The organism is Actinosynnema sp. NPDC049800, assembly GCF_040656635.1.
Classification (GTDB): Bacteria; Actinomycetota; Actinomycetes; order Mycobacteriales; family Pseudonocardiaceae; genus Actinosynnema.
This window is the reverse complement of the sequence record NZ_JBFAMT010000008.1, coordinates 1-20,448: the sequence shown is the minus strand read 5'-3', so window position 1 is coordinate 20,448 and position 20,448 is coordinate 1. Positions and strand designations below refer to the sequence as shown.

Genomic DNA, 20,448 nt, shown 5'->3' with positions numbered 1-20,448 from the left:
ACCATGCTCCGCGGACTCACCACCACCAGCTTCTTCGCCGACGACCTCGACGCCGCCGCCACCTGGTACACCCGACTCTTCGGCATCGAGCCCTACTTCACCGTCCCCGGCGGCTACGTCGAGTTCCGCATCGGCGACTACGAACACGAGTTCGGCATCGTCAAGAGCGACTACGCACCCCACGACACCCACACCGGCCCCGCCGGCGCCATCACCTACTGGGCCGTCGACGACCTCCACGCCACCCTCGACCGCCTCACCGAACTCGGCGCCACACCCCACGACGCACCCAAGGTCCGCGGCGAGGGCTACGTCACCGCCAGCGTCGTCGACCCCTTCGGCAACGTCCTCGGCATCATGGCCAACGCCCACTACCACGACATCCTCGACCGCCTGACCACCACCCGAACCGCCTGAACCGACACCGAAGCCAGGGGCTGTATCGGTTCCGCGAACCCGATACAGTCCGCTCCTTCCCAGCGCCCGCACCACCGCGCCCCAAGGAGCCCGGATGCCGCCGCGGATCTCCGTCGTGATCCCCACCTACAACCGCGCCGAACTCCTCCGCCGCACCCTCGACAGCCTCACCGACCAAACCCTCCCACCCGACGACTACGAGGTCATCGTCGCCGACGACGGCTCACACGACCACACCGCCGACGTCGTCACCACCTTCCACGACCGCCTCCACCTGCACTACCACCACCAACCCGACCTCGGCCGCCGCGTCGCCCACGCCCGCAACGCCGGCGCACGCCACGCCACCGCACCCGTCCTCGCCTTCATCGACTGCGGCACCCTCGCCGGACCCGACCTCACCCGCGCCCACGCCGACGCCCACACCGCCCACCCCACCCTCAACCTCGGCTACGTCCACGGCTACCGCCCCTGGGACCCCACACCCGGCCTCGCCGAAGCCATCACCACCGGAACCCCGAAGCAGGTCCACCACGACTTCAAGGACCACCCCGGCTTCCGCGACATCCGCCACGAACCCCTCGCCGCCGTCGACTTCCAGCCCGACCGCCTCGCCTTCCCCTGGCTCTACGCCTGGGGCATGAACCTCTCCGTCCGCACCACCGACTTCCACGCCGTCGGCGGCTTCGACGAACGCTTCGTCACCTGGGGCACCGAAGACATCGAACTCGGCTACCGCCTGCACCGACACGGCCTCGCCACCCACTTCGACCTCACCGCCTGGGCCGTCGAACCACCCCACGAACGCGACACGGGGGAGATGCTCGCCAGCGCCAAGCGCACCATGCGCCAGTTCCTCGACAAGACCCACGAACCCGGCGTCGAACTCGTCTGGGCCTCCCTGGAACGCGACGACCCGCTCATCGCCGAAGCCGAGCACCGCGCCCTCACCACGTGGACCGACCGTGCCCGCGACCTCGACGTTCGAACAGAGATCGAACAGCACACCGCCGACGCCGGGGGACCGGTGTGCGTCGTCGGCTGCGGCGACGACATCCCGGAGAACCTGCCCGAGGGCAGCGTCCTGATCGACTTCGACGCCGAGCTCCTGGCGAAGGCCGGCGGCGCGCACGCCCGCCACCACGCCATCGGCCTGCAGATCCCGCTGCCGGACGACGCGGTGCAGCGCGTCGTGGTCACGTCACGGCTCGACGGCATGTGGCGCACGTGGGGCGACGTCATCACCGCGGAGGCGAAGCGGGTGGGCAGGGAAGCGCCCCGGACGCTCCCCGAACGTTCTACTTAACATAATGTAGATTATCGGCGTTACGGACAGGCTGGTCGGCAGGGGTCGCGGACGCCACGGACCGCAGGCCGGCCACACCGGTGCGACACGACGTCCGCGCGTTGCGTCGCGCGCTCGGCACCTCGCGACCCGCCGCCGTGCGTTCACGCCGTCGGCAGCGCGGCCGGTGCGGCCCGGCCGCCCGGGGGCACGGGCGGAGCCCCCGGGTCGGGAAGGTCGAGACAGCGCCGAGCCGTCGGAACTCCGATACGGCACCGTAGAAACGTCACAGTGACGGATCATGGGTGGTGTCAGCGGATGTCGGACCGACGGACGTGCCGGGCCCGCGTCGGCAGTTGATCATCGAGGCGGGCCACCGGAGCCCTCGGCGCGAACCCCGCGGCCCGCCCGCCAGGCATCCCTTGGGCACGACGTCACGTTCGCGCGTGTCGCACGCAAAATCCGTGTTCCAGGGGCCGGATCGGCCGCCGGCAAAGCGTTCGAGAGGGGCATCCCCCGATCGGAGCCCGAGCCCCTCCCGGACCCGCTTTTGATGGATAATCCCCATTATCCATGAATTGATCTTGATCGCGGGGGACCAGCGCGGGGGCGAACGTCGACGCCCCGTCTCGTCAGGAACCAGGACTCCCCGCTCACCGGGCGAACCGAGCCCGCGGCCTCAGGACGTCGGCAGCCTCGGACCCGTCGTAACGCCCACGCGCGGGTAGCCCGCTCCCCCGTGCGAGACGGCGTGGCCCTCCCCTGTCACGACTCTCGCGCAGTCCGGCGGTACTGCTGCTTGCCGTTCCGGTCCCGGACGGCGATCCCCTTCGCGCGGAGCTCGTCGAGTGCTTCCGCCGCCGCGCCGGGTTTCTTGTCGGCGAGGGCGCGGTGGCGGGTGCGGAGCAGGGTGTGGGTGGCGGGGTCGAGGTCGGGTGTGCCGTCGATCCAGCGGGTGAAGTCGGCTTCGTGCGGGTCGGTGGTCCCCTGCCACGGGTAGTCGAACCGCTCGAACGCCTCGCGCAGTCCCCTGGTGGGCAGGTCGGTGGCCTGGACGCGGGCGATTTCGCCGCCGTCGTGGTCCAGGACGACGAGGTCTCGGCCGTCGGTGAAGACGGCGTTCGTCCGGTCGCGGCGCAGGTGCAGTGCGGTGTCGTCGTGGTGCACGGCGATGTGGTCGCGGTGCACGGTCACGACGGGGCTTTCCCGGCGGGCGGTGGCGGCGAGCCAGGTCCCGGTGGCGGCGCCGAGGAGGGTGAGCACGGGTACGGCCCAGGTGGTGGGCAGTTGTGCGGCGATCCGGAGCGGGGGCCGAGCCGGTGAGGTCGAGCAGCCAGTTCGCCAGTGGCGGGGTGCCGAAGGCGGCGGCGCAGCCGAGTGCGGCTCCGCCGAGTCGGAGGAGCCAGAGCCAGGTGGTGGGCATCCGGACGGTGGCGGTGTGGTGGTCGGTGGTGGTCCCCGTCATGTGTCCTCCGGGTGCTGTGGTGGTGGTGCGAGGTAGTGGGTGACGGTGCGGCGGAGTGCGGGGCGGGGGTCGTGGGCGGGGTCGGCGTTGAGGAAGACGGCGTCGACGACGGCCAGGAGCCAGCGGGCGGTGTGGTCGGGGTCGAGGGTGGGGTCGACGGTGCCGTCCTGGATGCCGCGGGTGATCAGGTGTGCGAGTCCGTCGTGGAGGATGCGGGCGTTGCGGGCGACGATGTCGACGAGTTCGGGGTCGCGGCCGGCTTGGCGCAGGAGTTCGACGAGCAGGCCGGGTGCGGTGGGGTCCTGGGCGTCGGCGGCGAGTTCGGTGACGAGTTCGGTGATGGCGGTGGCGGGGTGTGGTGTGTCGGTGTGGCGGGTGACGAGGTTCTCGGAGCGGGGCAGGTCGCGTTCGAAGACGGAGCGGAAGACGGCCTGTTTGTCGGGGAAGTAGTAGAAGACGCCGGCGGGGCTGAGTCCGGCGGCGCGGGCGATCTGGGCGACGGTGGTCTGGTCGAAGCCGTGGGCTGCGAAGAGTCGGGCGGCGGCGAGGGTGATGGCTTGTCGGCGTTGTGCGACCTGCCGGGTGTCGACGGTGCGTGCCACGGCGCGCCCTTTCTTTGACTGATCGTTCAGTCGAACTATACCGCGGCGCCGGTGGCCGGGTTTTGTCGGTGGTGTTTGGTAGGAAGATCGACATGCTGGTGCTTGCCGCTCAGGAGTCGTTCTTCCTCGCTCGTCGGCCGCGGAAGGATTCGCCGCACACGACGGCGGCGTACCGGCGTGACCTGGCGGGTGTGACGGCGTTGTTGTCGGAGGTGACGGGTACTCCCCCGGAGTCGCTGGTGATGTCGGAGTTGACGACGCGGAACCTGCGTGCGGCGTTCGGGGTGTTCGCGGACTCGCACGCGAAGTCGTCGGTGTTGCGGGCGTGGTCGACGTGGAACCAGTTCTTGACGTTCTGCGTGGCGGAGGAGTTGGTGGCGGGCAATCCGATGGGTGCGGTGGCGCGGCCGAAGACCCCTCCCCTGGTGCCGAAGCCGTTGCGGGGTGAGGACACGCCGGAGCGGTTGTTGGCGGCCGCGGCGGAGGGTGCTCGTCAGGGTCGTGATCCGTGGCCGGAGCGGGATGTGCTGGTGTTGGCGTTGGGGTTGGTGGCGGGGTTGCGGTCGGCGGAGATGCGGACGTTGACGCACGGGTCGGTGGTGGGTCGGCCGGGTGAGCGGCGGTTGCACGTGGCGGGTAAGGGCAATCGGGACCGGTCGGTGCCGATCGAGCCGGCGATGGACCGGATCATCGAGCAGTACGTGGAGTCGTGTCGGCGGCGTTTTCCGCAGGGGCGGTTCGACCGGGGGTCGGCGTTGTTGCGTGATCGGCATGGTGAGCCGATCGGGCGGGGTGGGTTGGAGTACTTGGTGCGGTCGTGCTTCCGGTGGGCGGGGTTGCACGACCGGGTGCCGTCGGGGGCGAACCTGCACGCGTTGCGGCACACGTTCGCGACGCGGTTGGCGGAGGACGGTGCGACGGCGTCGGAGATCATGGCGTTGTTGGGGCACGCGTCGTTGGCGACGTCGCAGAACTACATCGAGGCGACGGCGCGGGAGCGGCGGGCGGCGGTGGCGGGCAATCGGACGTACGCGTCGTTGGCGCGGTTGCCGCGCGCGGAGTAGGTGTTCGAGCCGGGTGGGGCCGTCGGGTCGACCGTCGCGAGTGCTCGGCGGCGTCCGCTCTCCACGCCGGGATCGCTGGGAGGTGGAAGGCGGAACCGCCCGCGTGCGAGGCGGGGTTCAGGGCCTCGTTCTAGCCGAAGTAGCGCCAGGCGCGGATGTTCGGGACGTTGTTGAGGTTGCCGGGGTCGCACCACTCCAGGACGAGCGGGTAGTGGTCGCCCGGCACATCGGTTCCCCACGGGACGAGGCATCCACCGAAAGCCCTGTTCCACAGCATCACCCAGCCGTTCTTGCCCCTTGCGTCCCAGCGGCTTTCGACTCCGGTGCAGTCGCCCAGGTCGATCCAGCCCGCGGAACGAGCGACGAGGCAGTTGCCGGACGCGGCGTGTTCCAGCTGGAGGTTGTCCATTCCGCTGGTGTAGTACCAGAGCTGGTTGTCGACGTCTCCGTGGCCGCACCGGTGGAGGTAGGGTTCGGCCCCGTCACCGTCGAGGCACCAGCCGGGGTTTCCGACGTTCTCGTAGTGCGTGTACCCGGAGGCGGCGGACGCCGGCGTGAGGCCTGCTGTCGTCGTCAGCGCTGCGGCCAGGACCGCGGTGACCACCAGCCGCCCGAGTTTTCCGATTCGCGACATTCTGATCATCCGCTTCTCCGTTCCTCCAGCGGCGACGGGTCGGCGCGTCCGCCCGGTCAGCTCCCCCACAAGTGCATCGGGCCAGGTTTTCAGCCTGACTTTGGGTGTGGAAGTGGTGACTGGGCGTGCCACCCTGACAGCTCAGTCGCTGGTCGGGGCCGTGTGGGTGACGTCGGTCGGGTCCGGTGGGGCCGGGTGTTTCAGCGGTCACGGGTCCCGCCGCCGTCACGGTGAGCGATCACCGGGTGCGTATCGGCTCCGGTCGTGCCGTCGTGCTCGGGAACGTGCTGCGGAGTAGTCCGTGCGGGTGCTTGGGTGAGTCGATGTTCGCACAGGTGTACGCAGGGGTTATGAGGGCTGTGTGGCGTGGTTCGGTGTCGTTCGGGTTGGTGGTGTTCCCGGTGCGGTTGTTCGGGGCGACGCGGGAGCGTGGTGTGCGGTTCCACGAGGTGCACCGGCTGGACGGTGGGCGGGTGCGGCATCGGCGGGTGTGTTCGGTGTGCGGTGCGGGGGTGGAGTTGTCGGAGGTGGCGAAGGGGTTCGTGTTGCCGGATGGTCGGTTGGTGATGGTGGAGGCGGAGGATCTGGCGGGGTTGTCGGCGGGGGTGGAGCCGACGATCGAGGTGGTGCAGTTCGTGGGTGTGGACGAGGTGGATCCGGTGTTGTGGGGTCGGTCGTACTTCGTGGAGCCGGAGCGGGTGGCGGTGGGGTCGTACGTGGTGTTGCGGGATGTGTTGGTGCGGTTGTCGCGGGTGGCGGTGGTGCGGGCGGGGTTGAGGGGTCGGGAGGTGTTGGGGGTGGTGCGGCCTCGGGGTGGGGGTTTGGTGTTGCAGACGTTGGTGTGGCCGGGTCAGGTGCGGGAGCCGGGTTCCGATTTCTCGGGTGTGGTGTCGGGTGGTGCGGAGTTGGCGGTGGCGGAGGCGTTGGTGGAGTCGATGACGGCGCCGTTCGACGGGTCGGTGTTCTCCGACGGGTACGGGGAGCGGTTGGAGGGGTTGATCGAGGCGAAGTCGGCGGGTGCGGCGGAGGTGCCGGTGGCGCGGGGGCCGGAGGAGACGGGTGGTGGGGTGGATCTGTTGGGTGCGTTGCGGCGGAGTGTGGAGCGGGTGCGGTCGGGGCGGTCGCGGCGTGAGGGTGGTTGAGGGTTGCGGTGTCGGGCGGCGGGCCCGGTGTTTGTTAGCCCGTTCGAGTGACGCCCTGGTGCGGATCGCGCTGTTCGCGGGTAGTCACGTGGCATGAGGTCCGTGTGGCGTGGGGCGATTTCGTTCGGGTTGGTGACGATCGGTGTCCGGTTGTACACGGCCACGGAGGAGCACGACGTCCGGTTCCACCAGGTGCACCGTGAGGACGGTGGGCGGATCCGGTACAAGCGGGTGTGCCAGGTGTGCGGTGAGGAGGTCCCCTACGCCGACATCGCGAAGGGGTACGAGCTGGACGACGGCCGGGTCGTGGTGATGGACGCGGAGGACTTCGACAAGTTGCCGGTGAACACCGATCGGGCGATCGAGGTGTTGGAGTTCGTGCCGGTGGAGGAAGTGGATCCGATCTACTTCCAGAAGTCGTACTACCTGGAGCCGGACAAGGCGGCGACGCGTCCTTACGTGTTGTTGCGGACGGCTTTGGAGCGCAGTGGGCAGCTCGCGGTGGTGAAGATCGCGATTCGTCAGCGGGAGACGTTGGCGTTGTTGCGGGCGCGGGACGACTTGTTGGTGATGCACACGATGTTGTGGCCGGACGAGGTGCGGAAGCCGGATTTCGAGTTCCTGGACGCGGACGTGGAGGTGCGGCCGCAGGAGTTGAAGATGGCGTCGTCGTTGGTGGAGAGCATGGCGGGGTCGTTCGATCCGGGTGAGTTCTCGGACGACTACACGGTGGCGATGCAGAAGGTGATCGAGGCGAAGGCGGAGGGTGCGGAGTTGCCGGAGCGGCCGGAGGTGGAGGAGGCCGGTGAGGTGATCGACCTGATGACGGCGTTGGAGCGGAGTGTGGAGCAGGCGAAGTCGGCGCGGGGTGGGCGGTCGGCGGCGCGGAAGCCGGCGGCGAAGAAGTCCGCGTCGGGTTCGGGGTCGGGGTCGTCGCGGAAGGCTCCGGCGAAGAAGAAGGCGAAGCCCGCCTGAGGGCGTGGCGGCGGGGATGGGTGGGGATCTTTCGGAGTACCGGCGCAAGCGGGATCCGGGGCGGACGCCGGAGCCTGTGCCCGGTGACGATCCGGTGGTGCCGCGTGGTGGTGACGACACGTTCGTGATCCAGGAGCACCACGCGTCGCGGTTGCACTGGGACGTGCGGTTGGAGCGGGGCGGGGTGTTGGTGTCGTGGGCGGTGCCGAAGGGGTTGCCGCCGGAGCCGGGGACGATCCGGTTGGCGGTGCGGACCGAGGATCACCCGTTGGAGTACGCGTCGTTCTCGGGGGTGATCCCGAAGGGCGAGTACGGCGCGGGTGAGATGGTGATCTGGGACCGGGGTCGGTACGAGACGGTGAAGTGGTCCGACCGCGAGGTGGACGTGGTGTTGCACGGTTCGCGGGTGGAGGGCGAGTTCGTGTTCTTCCGCCGTGGGTCGACCGGCGGGGCGGGCAAGGACTGGATGGTGCGGCGGCGGCACGGGGCGGTGCGTGCGGACTGGGTGCCGTTGCCGGAGTCGTTGTCGCCCATGTTGGCGACGCCCGCGGCGGAGTTGCCGGGGCCGGCGGCGAAGTGGGCGTTCGAGTTCAAGTGGGACGGGGTGCGGGCGATCGCCCGGGTGGAGGGTGGTCGGGTGCGGTTGACGAGCCGGTTGGGCAACGACGTGACGGGGACGTACCCGGAGTTGCAGGGGTTGGGTGCGCAGCTGGGTGTGACGCAGGTGTTGTTGGACGGGGAGATCGTGGCGTTGGAGGGTGGGCGGCCGAGTTTCGGGGCGTTGCAGCAGCGGATGCACGCCTCGGCGGCGCAGGCGCGGCGGTTGGTGGCGGGGACGCCGGTGACGTTCCTGGTGTTCGACGTGTTGCACCTGGACGGCTCCCCCACGGTGGAGCTGCCGTACGCGCGGCGGCGTGAGCTGTTGGAGGGGTTGGGGTTGACGGGTGCTCATTGGTTGACGCCGAAGGCGTTCCCGGGTCAGGGGGCGGCGGTGTTGGCGGCGAGCCGGGAGCAGGGGTTGGAGGGGGTGGTGGCGAAGCGGCTGGATTCGCGGTACGTGCCGGGTCGGCGTTCGCCGCAGTGGGTGAAGGTGACGGCGGTGGCGACGCAGGAGGTGGTGATCGGGGGGTGGCGGCCGGGTGAGGGCAAGCGCAAGGGGGTGGTGGGTTCGTTGTTGCTCGGGATCCCGGACGGTGAGGGCGGGTTGGTGTTCGCGGGGTCGGTGGGCACGGGGTTCGACCAGGCGGAGTTGGAGCGGTTGACGGCCCGGTTGTCGGAGTCGGGGGTGGCGGGGTCGCCGTTCACGTCGGAGGTGCCGCGGGAGCGGGCGCGGGGTGCGCGGTGGGTGCGTCCGGAGTTGGTGGGCGAGGTGGCGTACCGGCAGTGGACGGCGGACGGCCGGTTGCGGTTCCCGACGTGGCGGGGGTTGCGGCCGGATCGGGCGCCCGGGGAGGTGCGGCGTGGTGACGGGTGAGGCGTTGGTGCGGGTGGAGGGTCGTCGGTTGAAGCTGACGAACCTGGACAAGGTGCTGTACCCGGAGGTGGGGTTCACCAAGGCTGAGGTGATCGACTACTACACGCGGATCGCGCCGGTGTTGTTGCCGCACGTGGCTGGTCGGCCGATGACGGTGCGGCGGTACCCGAACGGGGTGGACGGGAAGTCGTTCTTCGAGAAGAACGTGCCGTCGCACGCGCCGGAGTGGGTGCGGACGGTGCGGGTGGAGACGCCGGGGTCGTCGCGGGGCGCGGAGTACGCGGACTTCGTGGTGGTGGACGACCTGGCGACGGTGGTGTGGTTGGCGAACCTGGCGGCATTGGAGTTGCACGTGCCGCAGTGGACGGTGGGAGCGCGGGGTGGGCGGCACTCCCCCGACCTGCTGGTGTTCGACCTGGATCCGGGTGAGCCGGCGACGGTGGTGGAGTGCTGCCGGGTGGCGTGCCGGGTGCGGGAGGTGTTGGAGGGCGACGGGTTGGCGCCGGTGGTGAAGACGTCGGGGTCGAAGGGGTTGCAGGTGTACGCGGCGGTGTCGGTGTCGTCGGCGGAGCGGACGTCGGAGTACGCGAAGGGGGTGGCGCAGCGGTTGGCGGGCGAGTGGCCGGAGGAGGTGGTGTGGCGGATGGCGAAGGCGCAGCGGACGGGGAAGGTGTTGATCGACTGGTCGCAGAACAACCCGGCGAAGACGACGGTGGCGCCGTACTCGTTGCGCGCCCGGTCGCGGCCGTCGGTGTCGGCGCCGGTGTCGTGGGACGAGGTGGAGGCGTGCCGGGTGGTGGAGGACCTGGTGTTCCTGGCCGACGAGGTGCGGGAGCGGGTGGACGCGGGGGGTGACCTGTTCGTGGCGGGCGAGCCGTCGCCTCTGCCACGGTGACCGGGTTGTCGTGGTCGGCTGATCGGGAGGAGGGGTTGGTCGTGGGGTCGTCGGAGGAGCGGATCAGGGCGGCGCACGTGGGTGCGGCGCCGAGGCTGGCGGGCCGGGTGGTGTTGGTGGAGCACGATCCGGCGTGGGCGGGGCTGTACGAGCGTGAGGCGGCGCGGATCCGGGGCGCGTTGGGTGACCTGGTGCTGGGGTTGGAGCACGTGGGGTCGACGTCGGTGCCGGGGTTGGCGGCGAAGCCGATCGTGGACGTGGTGCTGGCGGTGGCGGATTCGGCGGATGAGCCGTCGTACGTGCCGGCGTTGGAGGCGGCGGGGTACGTGCTGCGGATCCGGGAGCCGGAGTGGTTCGAGCACCGGATGTTCAAGGGACCGGACACGGACGTGAACCTGCACGTGTTCACGGCGGGTGAGCCGGAGGTGGCGCGGATGGTGGCGTTCCGGGACCGGTTGCGGGTGTCGGAGGCGGATCGGGTGTTGTACGAGCGGACGAAGCGGGAGCTCGCGGCGCGGGAGTGGACGTACCTGCAGCAGTACGCGGACGCGAAGGCGGGGGTGGTGGCCGACATCCTGGGCCGCGCCTGACCGCCGCTCCCCCGGTCCGGTGGCGGGGTTCCGGTCCGGTGCGGGTTCGGGGTGCGGGAGGATTCGCGGGTGCGGTTCGGGGTGTTGGGTCCGATGGTGGTGCGGCGTGCGGACGGGACGGAGGTCCGGGTCGGTGGGCCGCGGTTGCGGGCGTTGTTGGCGGTGTTGCTGGTGGACGCGGGCCGGGTGGTGGGTGTCGACCGGGTGAGCGAGGCCCTGTACGGGCCGTGTCCGCCGGCGGGGGCGGGCAACGCGATCCAGTCGCAGGTGTCGCGGCTGCGGTCGGTGCTCGACGTGGAGGTGGAGCGGTCGGCGGCCGGGTACCGGCTGGTGGTGGATCCGGGCGAGGTGGACGCGCTGCGGTTCGAGGACCTGGTGGCGCGGGGGTTGCCGGGTGAGGCGCTGGCGTTGTGGCGTGGTCCGGCGTTGCGGGACGTGGGTGACGCGCCGTTCGCGGCGGTGTGCGCGGCGCGGTGGGAGGAGCTGCGGCTGCGGGCGGTGGAGGACCACGAGGGCGTGTCGGTGGGGTTGGTGCGGGAGTTGGTGGCGGCGCACCCGACGCGGGAGCGGTTGGTGGCGCGGTTGGTGCGGGTGCTGCACCGGGAGGGGCGGCAGGCGGAGGCGTTGGGGGTGTTCGAGCGGACGCGCCGGTTGTTGGCCGAGGAGTTGGGCGCGGACCCCTCCCCCGGGCTGGTGGCGGCGCACGGCGAGGTGCTGCGGGGTGAGGGGCCGGTGGCGCGGCGGGTGCTGCCGGCGCAGTTGACGAGTTTCGTGGGCCGTGAGGAGGAGGTGCGGCTGGTCGGGGCGGCGTTGGGGTCGTCGCGGTTGGTGACGTTGACCGGTCCGGGTGGTGCGGGCAAGACGCGGTTGGCGGTGGAGGCGGCGGCCCGGGAGCGGGGTGAGGTGTTCTTCGTGGACCTGGCGCCGTTGGCGGTGGGCGGGGACGTGCCGCGGGCGGTGGTGTCGGCGTTGGGGTTGCGGGAGGACGGGATGCGGCCGGTGACGGCGCCGGTGGAGCGGTTGGTGGCGGCGTTGCGGGACCGGCCGGTGCTGGTGGTGTTGGACAACTGCGAGCACGTGGTGGACGACGCGGCGGCGTTGGCGGCGGGGTTGTTGGCGCGGTGCGCGGGGTTGCGGGTGTTGGCGACGTCGCGGGAGGCGTTGGGGGTGACCGGGGAGGTGGTGCGGCCGGTGCCGCCGTTGGAGTCGGGCGGGGCGGGGTCGGCGGCGGTGCGGTTGTTCGCGGATCGGGCGGTGGCGGTGAACCCGTCGTTCCGGCTGGACCCGGGGACGGCGGAGCTGGTGGTCCGGATCTGCCGGGCGTTGGACGGGTTGCCGTTGGCGATCGAGCTGGCGGCGGCGCGGGTGCGGTCGTTGCCGGTGGCGGAGGTCGCGGCGCGGTTGGGTGACCGGTTCCGGTTGTTGTCGCGGGGCAGTCGGGCGGCGGTGGCGCGGCATCGGACGCTGCACGCGGTGGTGGAGTGGAGTTGGGGGTTGTTGGACGACGAGGAGCGGGTGGTGGCGCGGCGGTTGACGGTGTTCCGGGGCGGGGCGACGTTGGGCGCCGCGGCGGCGGTGTGCGGGGTGGCGGGCGTGGACGAGGTGTTGCCGTCGTTGGCGGACAAGTCGTTGGTGGAGGTGTCCGGGGACCGGTATCGGATGTCGGAGACGATCCGGGCGTTCTGCGCGGCCCGGTTGGCGGAGTCGGGTGAGGAGCCGGGGCTGTTGCGGGCGCACGCGGAGCACTTCGCGGGGGTGGCGGCCGAGGCGGCGCCGCACCTGTACGGGGCGGCGCAGTTGGTGTGGTTGGGGCGGTTGGCGGCGGAGCACGAGAACCTGACGGCGGCGGTGCGGTGGGCGGCGGCGCGCGATCACGGGCTGGCGTTGCGGTTGGCGGCGGACCTGGGGTGGCCGTGGTGGTTGCGGGGGTTGCGCGCGGAGGGCGCGTCGTTGGCGGCGGAGGTGGTGCGGGCGGTGGGGCCGACGCCGCCGCCCGGGTTGGCCGAGGAGTACCTGTTGTGCCTGGTGAACGCGTCGTCGACGGGTGCGGCGGGGTTGCCGGGGTCGCCGTCGCCGCGGGATCCGTCGCCGGCGGGGCTGCCCGGTCCGCCGGCGCGGCCGTACCTGACGGTGTTGTGGGGCATGGCGCACGGGGTGCCGAAGCTGGACCTGGCGGAGATGGAGGCGTTGCGGGACCGGCTGCTGGGGTCGGATCCGTGGAGTCGGGCGTTGGGCCGGTTGGGGTCGGGGATGGGGCTGCAGTACTCGGGGCGGCTGCGGGAGGCGTGGGAGGAGCACGCGGCGGCGTTGACGGGGTTCCGGGCGGTGGGTGAGCGGTGGGGCATGGCGCTGGCGTTGGCGCAGCTGGCCGAGTTGGCGCGGGCGGGTGGCCGGTTGGCGGAGGCGATGCGGTTCCTGGACGAGGCGTTGGCGTTGTCGCGGTCGTTCGGGGCGACCGAGCACACGGCGAGCCTGCTGTGCCGCCGGTCGGAGTGGGCGTGTCAGTCCGGTGACCTGGACGGCGCGGTGGCCGACGTGGAGGAGGCGGCGGTGCTGGCGCGCTCGCAGGGCACGGTGGAGACGTTGGCGCAGGCGTGGCTGGGTGCGGCGGAGGTGGCACGGCGTCGCGGTGACCTGGAGGGTGCGCGGCGGTGGTGCGAGGAGGCGTTGCGGGTGTGCCCGCGGGGCTGGTTCGGGCCGGAGGAGGTGCGGGCGTCGATCCTGGTCGCGGTGGGGCGGGTGGAGTCGGCGTGCGGTGACCGCGAGGCGGCGGTGCGGGCGTGGGCGTCGGCGGCGGTGTCGGCGCGGGAGTGGGGCAACCAGGTGGTGTTGGCGCGGGTGGTGGAGGCGCACGCGGCGTCGGCGGTGGCCGACGGCGACGGGGTGCGGGCGGCGCTGCTGGCGGGGGTGGCGCGGGGGTTGCGCGGCGAGGTGGCGGTGGTGGACCCGGAGGTGCTCGCGATGGAGGCGGCGGCGCGGGCCCTGGTCGGTGACGGGGTGTTCGCGGAGGTGTCGGCGCGGGGCGCCGGGTCGGGGCCGGACGAGGTGGCCGCCCTGCTCGACGCGTGACGTCGCCCCGACCGGCCCGGGCTGGTCGGGGCTGGTCGGGGCTGGTCGGGGCGGGGAAAGTCGGGCAGGCCCGGGGCGTGGCGGGTGGTGCCCGTCGGGTGTGGCGGGGCGTGCGGTCGGGCGTCGTCTCCTAGGCTGGTGGGCATGCCGAGAATCGCCACCGCCGACTCCGTGTCCCGTGACGAGTTGGTCGCGTTCCTGCGGCCACGCCACCGCGCCCTGCTGGTCACCGCGCGCGCCGACGGGCGTCCGCAGGTGTCGCCGGTGACGTGCGGGGTGGACGAGGAGGGGCGGGTGGTGGTGTCGACGTATCCGCAGCGGGCGAAGTCGCGCAACGCCCGGCGGGACGAGCGGGTCACGGTGTGCGTGCTGTCCGACGACTGGGACGGCCCCTACGTCCAGGTGGACGGTCGAGCCGAGGTGCTGGACCTGCCGGAGGCGTTGGAGCCGCTGGTGGACTACTACCGGTGCATCGCGGGCGAGCACCCGGACTGGGACGAGTACCGGGACGCGATGCGCCGGCAGGGCAAGTCGCTGATCCGCGTCACGATCGACCGGTGGGGTCCGATCGCGACCGGCGGGTTCCCGCCCGACCTGGCCGGCTGACCACTCCCCTCCGCGCCACTCCCCCACGCACCGCTCGTCTTTGCGCCGCTCCCCCCAGCGAGCCCGATCACCGCGAGCCGGACCCGGTTGCCGAGCGCCGGGCCTCCACGCCCCGATCACTGAGTGCCGGGACGACTGGGCGCCCGGATCCCCATGTGTCCGGATCCCCGGGTCACCGCAGGGGGCGGGCCCGCCACACCACGGCGAGCGCGGGGTCCCCGCCGGGGCCCGGTTCGACCCGCTGCACGGTGAAGCCCTCGCGCTCGTAGAACGCGGCCGCGCGTGCGTTGGCCGCGTAGTGCTCGATCCACAACCGGTCGGCGTCGGCGGGCAGCCGTCGGGTCAGCGCGTCGAGCAGCGCGGGCCCCAGGCCGTGGCCGCGGTGGCCGGGGTGGACGTAGAGCTTGTAGGCGACGTGGTCGGCGCCCAGGCGGCCGCGCTGCCCGACGCCGACCAGCTGTCCGTCGATCTCGGCGACGACGAGCAGCCCGTCGGCCGCGGCGGCGGCGAGCCGCGCCTCGTCCCACCACCGGCGGACCTGGTCGGCGGCGGCCTCGGCGCCGATCAGCGGGGTGTAGTGGGCAGGGACGTGCTCCTCGCCGAACCGGCGGACGGCGGCGGCGTCGTCGGGCCCGGCGTCCCGCACGACCGGCCCGGTCCCCGCGTGCTCCTCGTCCATCGCGGTCCTCAGGCGTGGGCCTGGTGGGCGACGCTCCAGGCGCCGCCCCAGCCGGCCGGGTTCTCCAGCAGCGCGAACACCGTGCCGGCGGGGTCGGCGACGGCCGCGACGACACCGGTGGGGACCTCGCGGGGGCCGACGAGGACGGCGCCGCCCATGTCGGTGGCCTCGGCGAGGGCGGCGGCGACGTCGGGGACGGCGAAGTAGCAGGTCCAGCCGCCCTGGGCGGTGAGGCGGCCGGCGACGGGGCGGCGGTCGTCGGCGACGGTGGCGTCGTAGAGGGTGAACTCGCCGTCGGGGTCGCGGACCTGCCAGCCCAGGGCGCCGGCCCAGTGGTCGTCGTCGGCGGCGTCGCCCATGAGTTCCACCCAGCACGGTTCGCCGGGGCGTGGTTGCGGCGCCCACGGGCCGTGCAGGACGCGGCCGGTGTCGACGGCGGCGCCGACGCCCAGGTCGCGGGGTGGGGTGCCGGCGAACACGACGCGCCAGGCTGGGTCGCCGGGGTGCACGCGGGCGGCCAGGCGGTCGCCGACCCAGCCGGTGAACGCGCCGTCGGGTTCGGCGATGAGCACCCAGCCGAGCAGGTGGGCGTAGAACTCGGCGATCGGTTCGGGGCGGGTGGTGCTCAGCTCGACGCGGCGGACACCGCGTGCGGGGCTGTCGGGGGTACCGGGCACGGCGGTGGCTTCCCATCGGGGGGCGGGGCGGCGGTGATCAGGAACGCGCCCCATCCTCCGCACCGGCCATGCGTGGCGACAATGCTCCGTTCGGCGGCTGCGACTGGGCCGAGAGGACCTGGTCGAGCGGCTGGGGGCGGCCGAGGTGGAAGCCCTGGCCGCTCTGCACGCCCAGCCGGACGAGGGCGTCGACCTGGGCGGGGCGCTCGACCCACTCGGCGACGGCGGTCAGGCCCAGGCCCTGGGCGATCTGCACGATCCCGGCGACGAGCACGGCGTCGGTGGAGCGTTCGTCGATGCCGCGCACGAACTCGCCGTCGATCTTGATGCCGGTGATGGGCAGGTGCTTGAGGTGGACGAACGAGCCGAACCCGGAGCCGAAGTCGTCGAGGATGATGCGGCAGCCGAACGCGCGCAGCTGCAGCGACAGGGCGCGGGCGGCGTCGAGGTTGGTCACCGCGGCGGTCTCGGTGATCTCCAGGCCCAGCCGGCCGGGCGCGACGCCCGCGGTGGCGAGCCGGTCGAGCACGAACCCGCCGAAGTCCTCGTCCTCCAGGGTGCGGCCGGAGATGTTGACGTTGAACCGCAGCCGCGGGTCGGGGTGGCCGACGAGGGCGTCGATCGCGGTGGACAGCACCCACCGGTCGATGTCCAGCACGAGGTCGGAGCGTTCGGCCTCGGGCAGGAACTCCGCCGGCCCCAGGTAGGGGTCCTGGCCGTCCTCCAGCCGCAGCAGCAGCTCGTGGCCGAGGGTGGTGCCGGTGGCCAGCTGCACCATGGGCATGGCGTGCAGGGCCAGGCCGCCGCCGTCGAGCGCGGCGCGCAGCCGGTCCAGCACGGAGACGCGTTTCGCGGTGTCGGCGTAGTGGCCGGGCTCGTAGACGGTGACGCGGTTGCGGCCGGCGGCCTTGGAGGCGTAGAGGGCGAGGTCGGCGTTGGCGAGGACGAGCTCCCACGTGTCGCCGGGCCCGTACTCGGCGACGCCGGTGGACACGGTGATGCTGCGGGCGGCGCCGACGAGCGGCAACGCCGCTACGGCATCGCGCAACCCCTCGGCGACCCGGGCGGCGTCGGCGGGGGTCGCGCCGGGCAGCACGACGGCGAACTCGTCGCCGCCGAGCCGGCCGATCAGCTGCGACGGCGACAGCCGTGACCGCAGCGTCGAGGCCAGCGCTTTCATCAGCCGGTCGCCGACGGCGTGGCCGCGCAGGTCGTTGACGTCCTTGAAGTTGTCCAGGTCCAGCAGCAGCATCGCGCCGGGGCCGCCGCCGGCGAGCTGCCGCTCCAGCTCGCGGGTGACCGCGCGCCGGTTCGCCAGCCCGGTGAGCGGGTCCTGCTCGGCCAGCGCCAGCAGCTCGTCGTGCACGCGGCGGGCTCGGGTGATGTCGTGGGCGGTGCCCAGCACCCGCAGCGGCGAGCCGTCCTCGTCGGTGACGACCTCCCCGAAGCACTCGAACCACCGCTCGGTGCGGTCCCGGCCCAGCAGCATGCGGTGGGTGTAGGAGAACCCGGCGCCCGACCGCATGGCCTCCTCGAGGGTGGCCTGGATCATCGACAGGTCCTCGGGGTGCACCACGGCGGCGTAGCCGTCGAAGTCCAGCTCGGTGTCGGGGCCGAACCCGAACATCTCCAGCAGCGTGTCCGACCACACCACGCGGTCCTCGGCGATGTGCCACTCCCACGTGCCCATGCGGCCCAGCACCTGCGCGCGGCGCAGCGCGTCGGCCTCGTGGGTGGCCTCGAGCTCCCGGTCGCGCCACGCGGTGACGTCCACCACCCGGTACAGCAGCCGGTCCTCGGCGTCGGACCCGGTGGCGGCGTCGGGGAGGGTCTGGCAGGTGACCTCCAGCCAGCGGTGCCCCTTGCGGTAGGCGCTGGGGGTGAGCAGCGCCAGCCCGGCCCGGGGCCGTTCGGGCGCGCCGGGCAGCAGCGCGGGCAGCGACCGGCCGACCACGTGGTCCACCGGCACGCCCAGGATCTCCGCCAGCGCGGGGTTCACCCAGGCCAGCGTGCCGTTCGCGTCCGTCACACCGAAACCGACGTCGGCCCGGTCGAGCACCTCGCGGTGCAACGCGCCGTTGCCGTTCACGCGCTCCTCCTCGCCCACCCGCGGGCCATGATGGTCGAGACCACGCGCGGGGGGCAAGCCGACGACCTTCAGCGCAACCGCTCCAGACCACGCGCGGTGTCCACCAGTTCCCCCGCCAACCGCCGCAGCTCGGTGCCGTCGGCGCCGTCCGCGGCGGCGGTGGCGACGTCCTCCGCGGCGCACCGCAGCTGGAACAGCCGGTCCTGCAGGTCGGCCAGCTCCCCCGCGGACAGCACCACGGCGTCCTCGGGCAGCCCGCCCCGCTGCACGGCGGCGCGGCGTTCGTAGGCGCGCTGCCGGCACGGCTGCGCGCAGTACCGGCGCGGCCGCCCGATCCGGCCGCTGTCGGGCAGACGGCGTCCGCACCAGGCGCAGTGCCTGGCTTCCTCACGGCGTGCCGCGACGGGCTCGGTCACCAGCTCCATGGCGGGCGACGGTATCCGGCTACCCACCGGTCACCGCCGCGCCACGCCGCCAGGGCAGACTCCGGGTGTGACCGCGAAGCACCCGTACCTGTCCGGACCGCACCCCCGCGCGTTCGCGCACCGGGGCTGGCACCTCGACGAGCTGTCGGGGATGGAGAACTCGCTGGCCGCGTTCCGCCGCGCGCACCAGGAGGGCTACCGGTACCTGGAGACCGACGTGCACGCCACCTCCGACGGGGTGGTGGTGGTCCACCACGACGCGACCCTGGACCGCACCACGGACGCGACCGGGCCGGTGGCCGCGCAGCCGTGGTCGGCGGTGCGGCGCGCCAACGTGGGCGGCCGCGAGCCGATCACCAGGCTGGAGGACCTGCTGGAGGACCTGCCGCAGGCGTGGGTGAACATCGACGTCAAGGCGGACTCCGCGGTGGTGCCGGTGCTGGAGGTGCTGCGCCGCACCGGCTCGCTGCACCGGGTGTGCCTGGCGTCGTTCTCGGAGAAGCGGCTGGCCCGGCTGCGGCGCCTGGGCGGTCCGGGGTTGCTGACGTCGATGGGGCCGCGGTCGGCGGGCGCGCTGTGGGCGGCCGGGCGGATGCCGCTGGTGGGGCTGCCGGTGCGGGGCATGGTCGCGCAGGTGCCGGTGAACCAGGGCCGGCTGGTGGTGGTGGACGGCCGGTTCGTGGCCGCCGCGCACCGCCGCGGCCTGGAGGTGCACGTGTGGACCGTCGACGACGAGCCGGAGATGCGGCGGCTGCTGGACCTGGGCGTGGACGGGCTGGTCACCGACCGGCCCGACCGGCTGCGCGACGTGCTGGTCGACCGGCGGGCCTGGGCGGGCGGCTGACCCGCCGCGTGGCGGGCGGGCGGACGGTTGGCAACAGCTTGGTGGTGATCACCACCAGTGGATGGCGGGCGATATACAGTCCGCCCCCATGAGCGTGGCCGACAGCACCGCACCCGCCGTGGACCGCAAGCGGGAACAGCGCGGGTGGACCTGGTACGACTGGGCGAACTCGGTGTTCCCCACCTCGGTGGTCACCGTGTTCCTCTCCGGCTACCTCACCGCGGTGGCCAAGGAGGCCGCGGTCGCCGACACCGCCCGCAACGGCCCGAACCCGTGCGCGGACGGGTCGCTCAAGCAGTGCGACATCTCCCTGTTCGGCGCCTACTTCCCCGCCGGGTCGCTGTGGGGCTACCTGCTGTCCATCGCCACCCTCGTGCAGGTCGTGGTGCTGCCGGTGATGGGCGCGATCGCCGACCGCACCCAGAACAAGCGCCGCATGCTCGGCGGGTTGGCGTTCACCGGCTCCGTCGCCACCGTCGCGCTGGCCGCGGTCGGCGGCGACGACTGGCACCTCGGCGTCGTGCTGTTCGTCCTGGGCAACATCTGCTACGGCGCGTCGGTCGTCGTGTACTACGCGTTCCTGCCGGAGATCGCGACCCCCGACGAGCGCGACGCCGTGTCCACCCGAGGCTGGGCGTTCGGCTACCTCGGCGGCGGGTTGGCGTTGGCGGTGCAGCTGGCGCTGTTCATCGGCCACGACGCGATCGGGTTGAGCGAGGGCGCGGCGGTGCGGGTCGGGTTCGTGTTCTCCGGCCTGTGGTGGGCGGGGTTCACGCTCATCCCGCTGGCGCGGCTCAAGCGGCACCAGCCGCCCCACGGCTCGGAGTCGGGCGCGTCGGTGATCACCGCCGGGTTCGCCGAGCTGCGCCAGACGATCCGGCAGGCCCGGCTGTTCCCGTTGACGCTGGCGTTCCTGGGCACCTACCTCATCTACACCGACGGCATCGCCACCGTCGCGAACGTGTCGGCCCAGTACGGGCGCGACGAGCTGCTGCTGGACGAGACGGTGCTGATCACCACGATCCTGATCGTGCAGTTCGTCGCGTTCCTGGGCGGCATGCTGCACGGGCGGGTGGCGAAGTCGTGGGGCGCGAAGCGCACCATCATGGTCAGCCTGTGCGTGTGGATCGTGGTGGTCGGGGCGGCGTTCTTCGTGCAGGCCGGGCAGCAGGTGCAGTTCTACGGGCTCGCGGTGGGCATCGGGCTGGTGCTGGGCGGCACGAACGCGTTGTCGCGGTCGCTGTTCAGCCAGATGATCCCGCCCGGCCGCGAGGCCCAGTACTTCTCGCTCTACGAGGTCGGCGAGCGGTCCACGTCGTGGCTGGGGCCGATGGTGTTCGCCGGTGTCGGCCAGGCCACCGGGTCGTTCCGGCTGGCGATCATCTCGCTGGTGATCTTCTTCGTGGCCGGGTTCGTGCTCATGATCTTCGTGCCGGTGCGCAAGGCGATCGCCGCGTCCGGCAACCCGGTGCCCGCCAAGGTGTGACCCGCCGTGCCCCCCCCCCGGAGCGCGGAC

19 protein-coding genes and 1 pseudogene are annotated in these 20,448 nt (G+C 72.5%); 12 read left to right on the top strand and 8 right to left on the bottom strand.

What is annotated here, in order from left to right:
• Positions 1–3: 3 nt before the first annotated feature.
• The gene (locus tag AB0I91_RS12275; RefSeq protein WP_498778594.1) at positions 4–417 is read left to right on the top strand and encodes a VOC family protein; all 414 of its coding nucleotides are present in this window, start codon (positions 4–6) and stop codon (positions 415–417) included.
• A gap of 94 nt (positions 418–511) precedes the next feature.
• A complete protein-coding gene (locus AB0I91_RS12270; RefSeq protein ID WP_499636723.1) occupies positions 512–1,723 on the top strand; it encodes a glycosyltransferase family 2 protein in 1,212 nt (403 codons plus the stop codon).
• A gap of 744 nt (positions 1,724–2,467) precedes the next feature.
• Here the strand turns inward: AB0I91_RS12270 and AB0I91_RS12265 are convergent.
• From AB0I91_RS12265 to AB0I91_RS12255, 3 genes and pseudogenes are all read right to left on the bottom strand, one after another.
• Complete coding sequence (locus tag AB0I91_RS12265) at positions 2,468–2,650, bottom strand: CysS/YqeB C-terminal domain-containing protein (protein WP_499636894.1); 183 nt, start codon at positions 2,648–2,650, stop codon at positions 2,468–2,470.
• A gap of 51 nt (positions 2,651–2,701) precedes the next feature.
• Positions 2,702–3,037: pseudogene (locus tag AB0I91_RS12260) on the bottom strand (YqeB family protein); the annotation flags it as partial.
• A 126-nt stretch (positions 3,038–3,163) separates the two neighbouring features.
• Complete coding sequence (locus AB0I91_RS12255; RefSeq protein ID WP_499636721.1) at positions 3,164–3,769, bottom strand: TetR/AcrR family transcriptional regulator; 606 nt, start codon at positions 3,767–3,769, stop codon at positions 3,164–3,166.
• 92 nt (positions 3,770–3,861) lie between these two features.
• On the opposite strand from AB0I91_RS12255, the gene AB0I91_RS12250 reads away from it, so the two are divergent.
• Positions 3,862–4,833 (top strand): tyrosine-type recombinase/integrase, encoded by a 972-nt coding sequence (locus tag AB0I91_RS12250; RefSeq protein WP_498778590.1) that lies wholly within the window; start codon positions 3,862–3,864, stop codon positions 4,831–4,833.
• A 130-nt stretch (positions 4,834–4,963) separates the two neighbouring features.
• Here AB0I91_RS12250 and AB0I91_RS12245 read toward each other — a convergent pair whose 3' ends face one another.
• Positions 4,964–5,536, bottom strand: a complete 573-nt coding sequence (locus AB0I91_RS12245; protein WP_499617843.1) for a ricin-type beta-trefoil lectin domain protein — start codon at positions 5,534–5,536, stop codon at positions 4,964–4,966.
• Positions 5,537–5,817: 281 nt separating this feature from the next.
• On the opposite strand from AB0I91_RS12245, the gene ku (AB0I91_RS12240) reads away from it, so the two are divergent.
• From ku (AB0I91_RS12240) to AB0I91_RS12210, 7 genes are all read left to right on the top strand, one after another.
• The gene (ku, locus tag AB0I91_RS12240; RefSeq protein ID WP_498778588.1) at positions 5,818–6,609 is read left to right on the top strand and encodes a non-homologous end joining protein Ku; all 792 of its coding nucleotides are present in this window, start codon (positions 5,818–5,820) and stop codon (positions 6,607–6,609) included.
• Positions 6,610–6,702: 93 nt separating this feature from the next.
• A complete protein-coding gene (gene ku, locus AB0I91_RS12235) occupies positions 6,703–7,584 on the top strand; it encodes a non-homologous end joining protein Ku (protein WP_498778587.1) in 882 nt (293 codons plus the stop codon).
• Positions 7,585–7,600: 16 nt separating this feature from the next.
• The gene (gene ligD / locus AB0I91_RS12230; protein WP_499617842.1) at positions 7,601–9,058 is read left to right on the top strand and encodes a non-homologous end-joining DNA ligase; all 1,458 of its coding nucleotides are present in this window, start codon (positions 7,601–7,603) and stop codon (positions 9,056–9,058) included.
• Positions 9,048–9,953, top strand: coding sequence for a non-homologous end-joining DNA ligase (gene ligD, locus AB0I91_RS12225; RefSeq protein ID WP_499617853.1), 906 nt, complete (start codon positions 9,048–9,050; stop codon positions 9,951–9,953). The genes ligD (AB0I91_RS12230) and ligD (AB0I91_RS12225) overlap by 11 nt, the downstream gene beginning before the upstream one ends.
• Positions 9,950–10,543 carry a GrpB family protein gene (locus tag AB0I91_RS12220; RefSeq protein ID WP_499617841.1) on the top strand — a complete coding sequence of 198 codons (594 nt, stop codon included), beginning with the start codon at positions 9,950–9,952 and terminating at the stop codon, positions 10,541–10,543. The genes ligD (AB0I91_RS12225) and AB0I91_RS12220 overlap by 4 nt, the downstream gene beginning before the upstream one ends.
• 69 nt (positions 10,544–10,612) lie before the next feature.
• The gene (locus tag AB0I91_RS12215; RefSeq protein ID WP_499636719.1) at positions 10,613–13,612 is read left to right on the top strand and encodes an ATP-binding protein; all 3,000 of its coding nucleotides are present in this window, start codon (positions 10,613–10,615) and stop codon (positions 13,610–13,612) included.
• A gap of 144 nt (positions 13,613–13,756) precedes the next feature.
• Complete coding sequence (locus AB0I91_RS12210) at positions 13,757–14,218, top strand: PPOX class F420-dependent oxidoreductase (protein WP_498778583.1); 462 nt, start codon at positions 13,757–13,759, stop codon at positions 14,216–14,218.
• A 172-nt stretch (positions 14,219–14,390) separates the two neighbouring features.
• On the opposite strand, the gene AB0I91_RS12205 is transcribed toward AB0I91_RS12210, so the two are convergent.
• From AB0I91_RS12205 to AB0I91_RS12190, 4 genes are all read right to left on the bottom strand, one after another.
• Complete coding sequence (locus AB0I91_RS12205; RefSeq protein WP_499636717.1) at positions 14,391–14,897, bottom strand: GNAT family N-acetyltransferase; 507 nt, start codon at positions 14,895–14,897, stop codon at positions 14,391–14,393.
• Between the two features lie 8 nt (positions 14,898–14,905).
• The gene (locus tag AB0I91_RS12200) at positions 14,906–15,574 is read right to left on the bottom strand and encodes a VOC family protein (RefSeq protein WP_499636715.1); all 669 of its coding nucleotides are present in this window, start codon (positions 15,572–15,574) and stop codon (positions 14,906–14,908) included.
• Positions 15,575–15,611: 37 nt separating this feature from the next.
• Positions 15,612–17,663, bottom strand: coding sequence for a putative bifunctional diguanylate cyclase/phosphodiesterase (locus tag AB0I91_RS12195; RefSeq protein ID WP_499617837.1), 2,052 nt, complete (start codon positions 17,661–17,663; stop codon positions 15,612–15,614).
• Positions 17,664–17,731: 68 nt separating this feature from the next.
• The gene (locus AB0I91_RS12190) at positions 17,732–18,088 is read right to left on the bottom strand and encodes a hypothetical protein (RefSeq protein ID WP_498778579.1); all 357 of its coding nucleotides are present in this window, start codon (positions 18,086–18,088) and stop codon (positions 17,732–17,734) included.
• Between the two features lie 67 nt (positions 18,089–18,155).
• On the opposite strand from AB0I91_RS12190, the gene AB0I91_RS12185 reads away from it, so the two are divergent.
• Both AB0I91_RS12185 and AB0I91_RS12180 read left to right on the top strand, forming a co-directional pair.
• Positions 18,156–18,932: a glycerophosphodiester phosphodiesterase family protein gene (locus AB0I91_RS12185; protein ID WP_498778578.1), complete on the top strand. Its 777-nt coding sequence runs from the start codon at positions 18,156–18,158 to the stop codon at positions 18,930–18,932.
• A gap of 88 nt (positions 18,933–19,020) precedes the next feature.
• The gene (locus AB0I91_RS12180; protein ID WP_498778577.1) at positions 19,021–20,418 is read left to right on the top strand and encodes an MFS transporter; all 1,398 of its coding nucleotides are present in this window, start codon (positions 19,021–19,023) and stop codon (positions 20,416–20,418) included.
• Positions 20,419–20,448 lie beyond the last annotated feature (30 nt).

What these genes read in the sequence shown, in the direction of transcription:
- AB0I91_RS12275 (WP_498778594.1), top strand. Translation starts at nt 4, where the DNA reads ATGCTCCGCGGACTCACCACCACCAGCTTCTTCGCCGACGACCTCGAC.
- AB0I91_RS12270 (WP_499636723.1), top strand. Translation starts at nt 512, where the DNA reads ATGCCGCCGCGGATCTCCGTCGTGATCCCCACCTACAACCGCGCCGAA.
- AB0I91_RS12250 (WP_498778590.1), top strand. Translation starts at nt 3,862, where the DNA reads ATGCTGGTGCTTGCCGCTCAGGAGTCGTTCTTCCTCGCTCGTCGGCCG.
- ku (WP_498778588.1), top strand. Translation starts at nt 5,818, where the DNA reads ATGAGGGCTGTGTGGCGTGGTTCGGTGTCGTTCGGGTTGGTGGTGTTC.
- ku (WP_498778587.1), top strand. Translation starts at nt 6,703, where the DNA reads ATGAGGTCCGTGTGGCGTGGGGCGATTTCGTTCGGGTTGGTGACGATC.
- ligD (WP_499617842.1), top strand. Translation starts at nt 7,601, where the DNA reads ATGGGTGGGGATCTTTCGGAGTACCGGCGCAAGCGGGATCCGGGGCGG.
- AB0I91_RS12210 (WP_498778583.1), top strand. Translation starts at nt 13,757, where the DNA reads ATGCCGAGAATCGCCACCGCCGACTCCGTGTCCCGTGACGAGTTGGTC.
- AB0I91_RS12205 (WP_499636717.1), bottom strand. Translation starts at nt 14,897, where the DNA reads ATGGACGAGGAGCACGCGGGGACCGGGCCGGTCGTGCGGGACGCCGGG.
- AB0I91_RS12190 (WP_498778579.1), bottom strand. Translation starts at nt 18,088, where the DNA reads ATGGAGCTGGTGACCGAGCCCGTCGCGGCACGCCGTGAGGAAGCCAGG.
- AB0I91_RS12180 (WP_498778577.1), top strand. Translation starts at nt 19,021, where the DNA reads ATGAGCGTGGCCGACAGCACCGCACCCGCCGTGGACCGCAAGCGGGAA.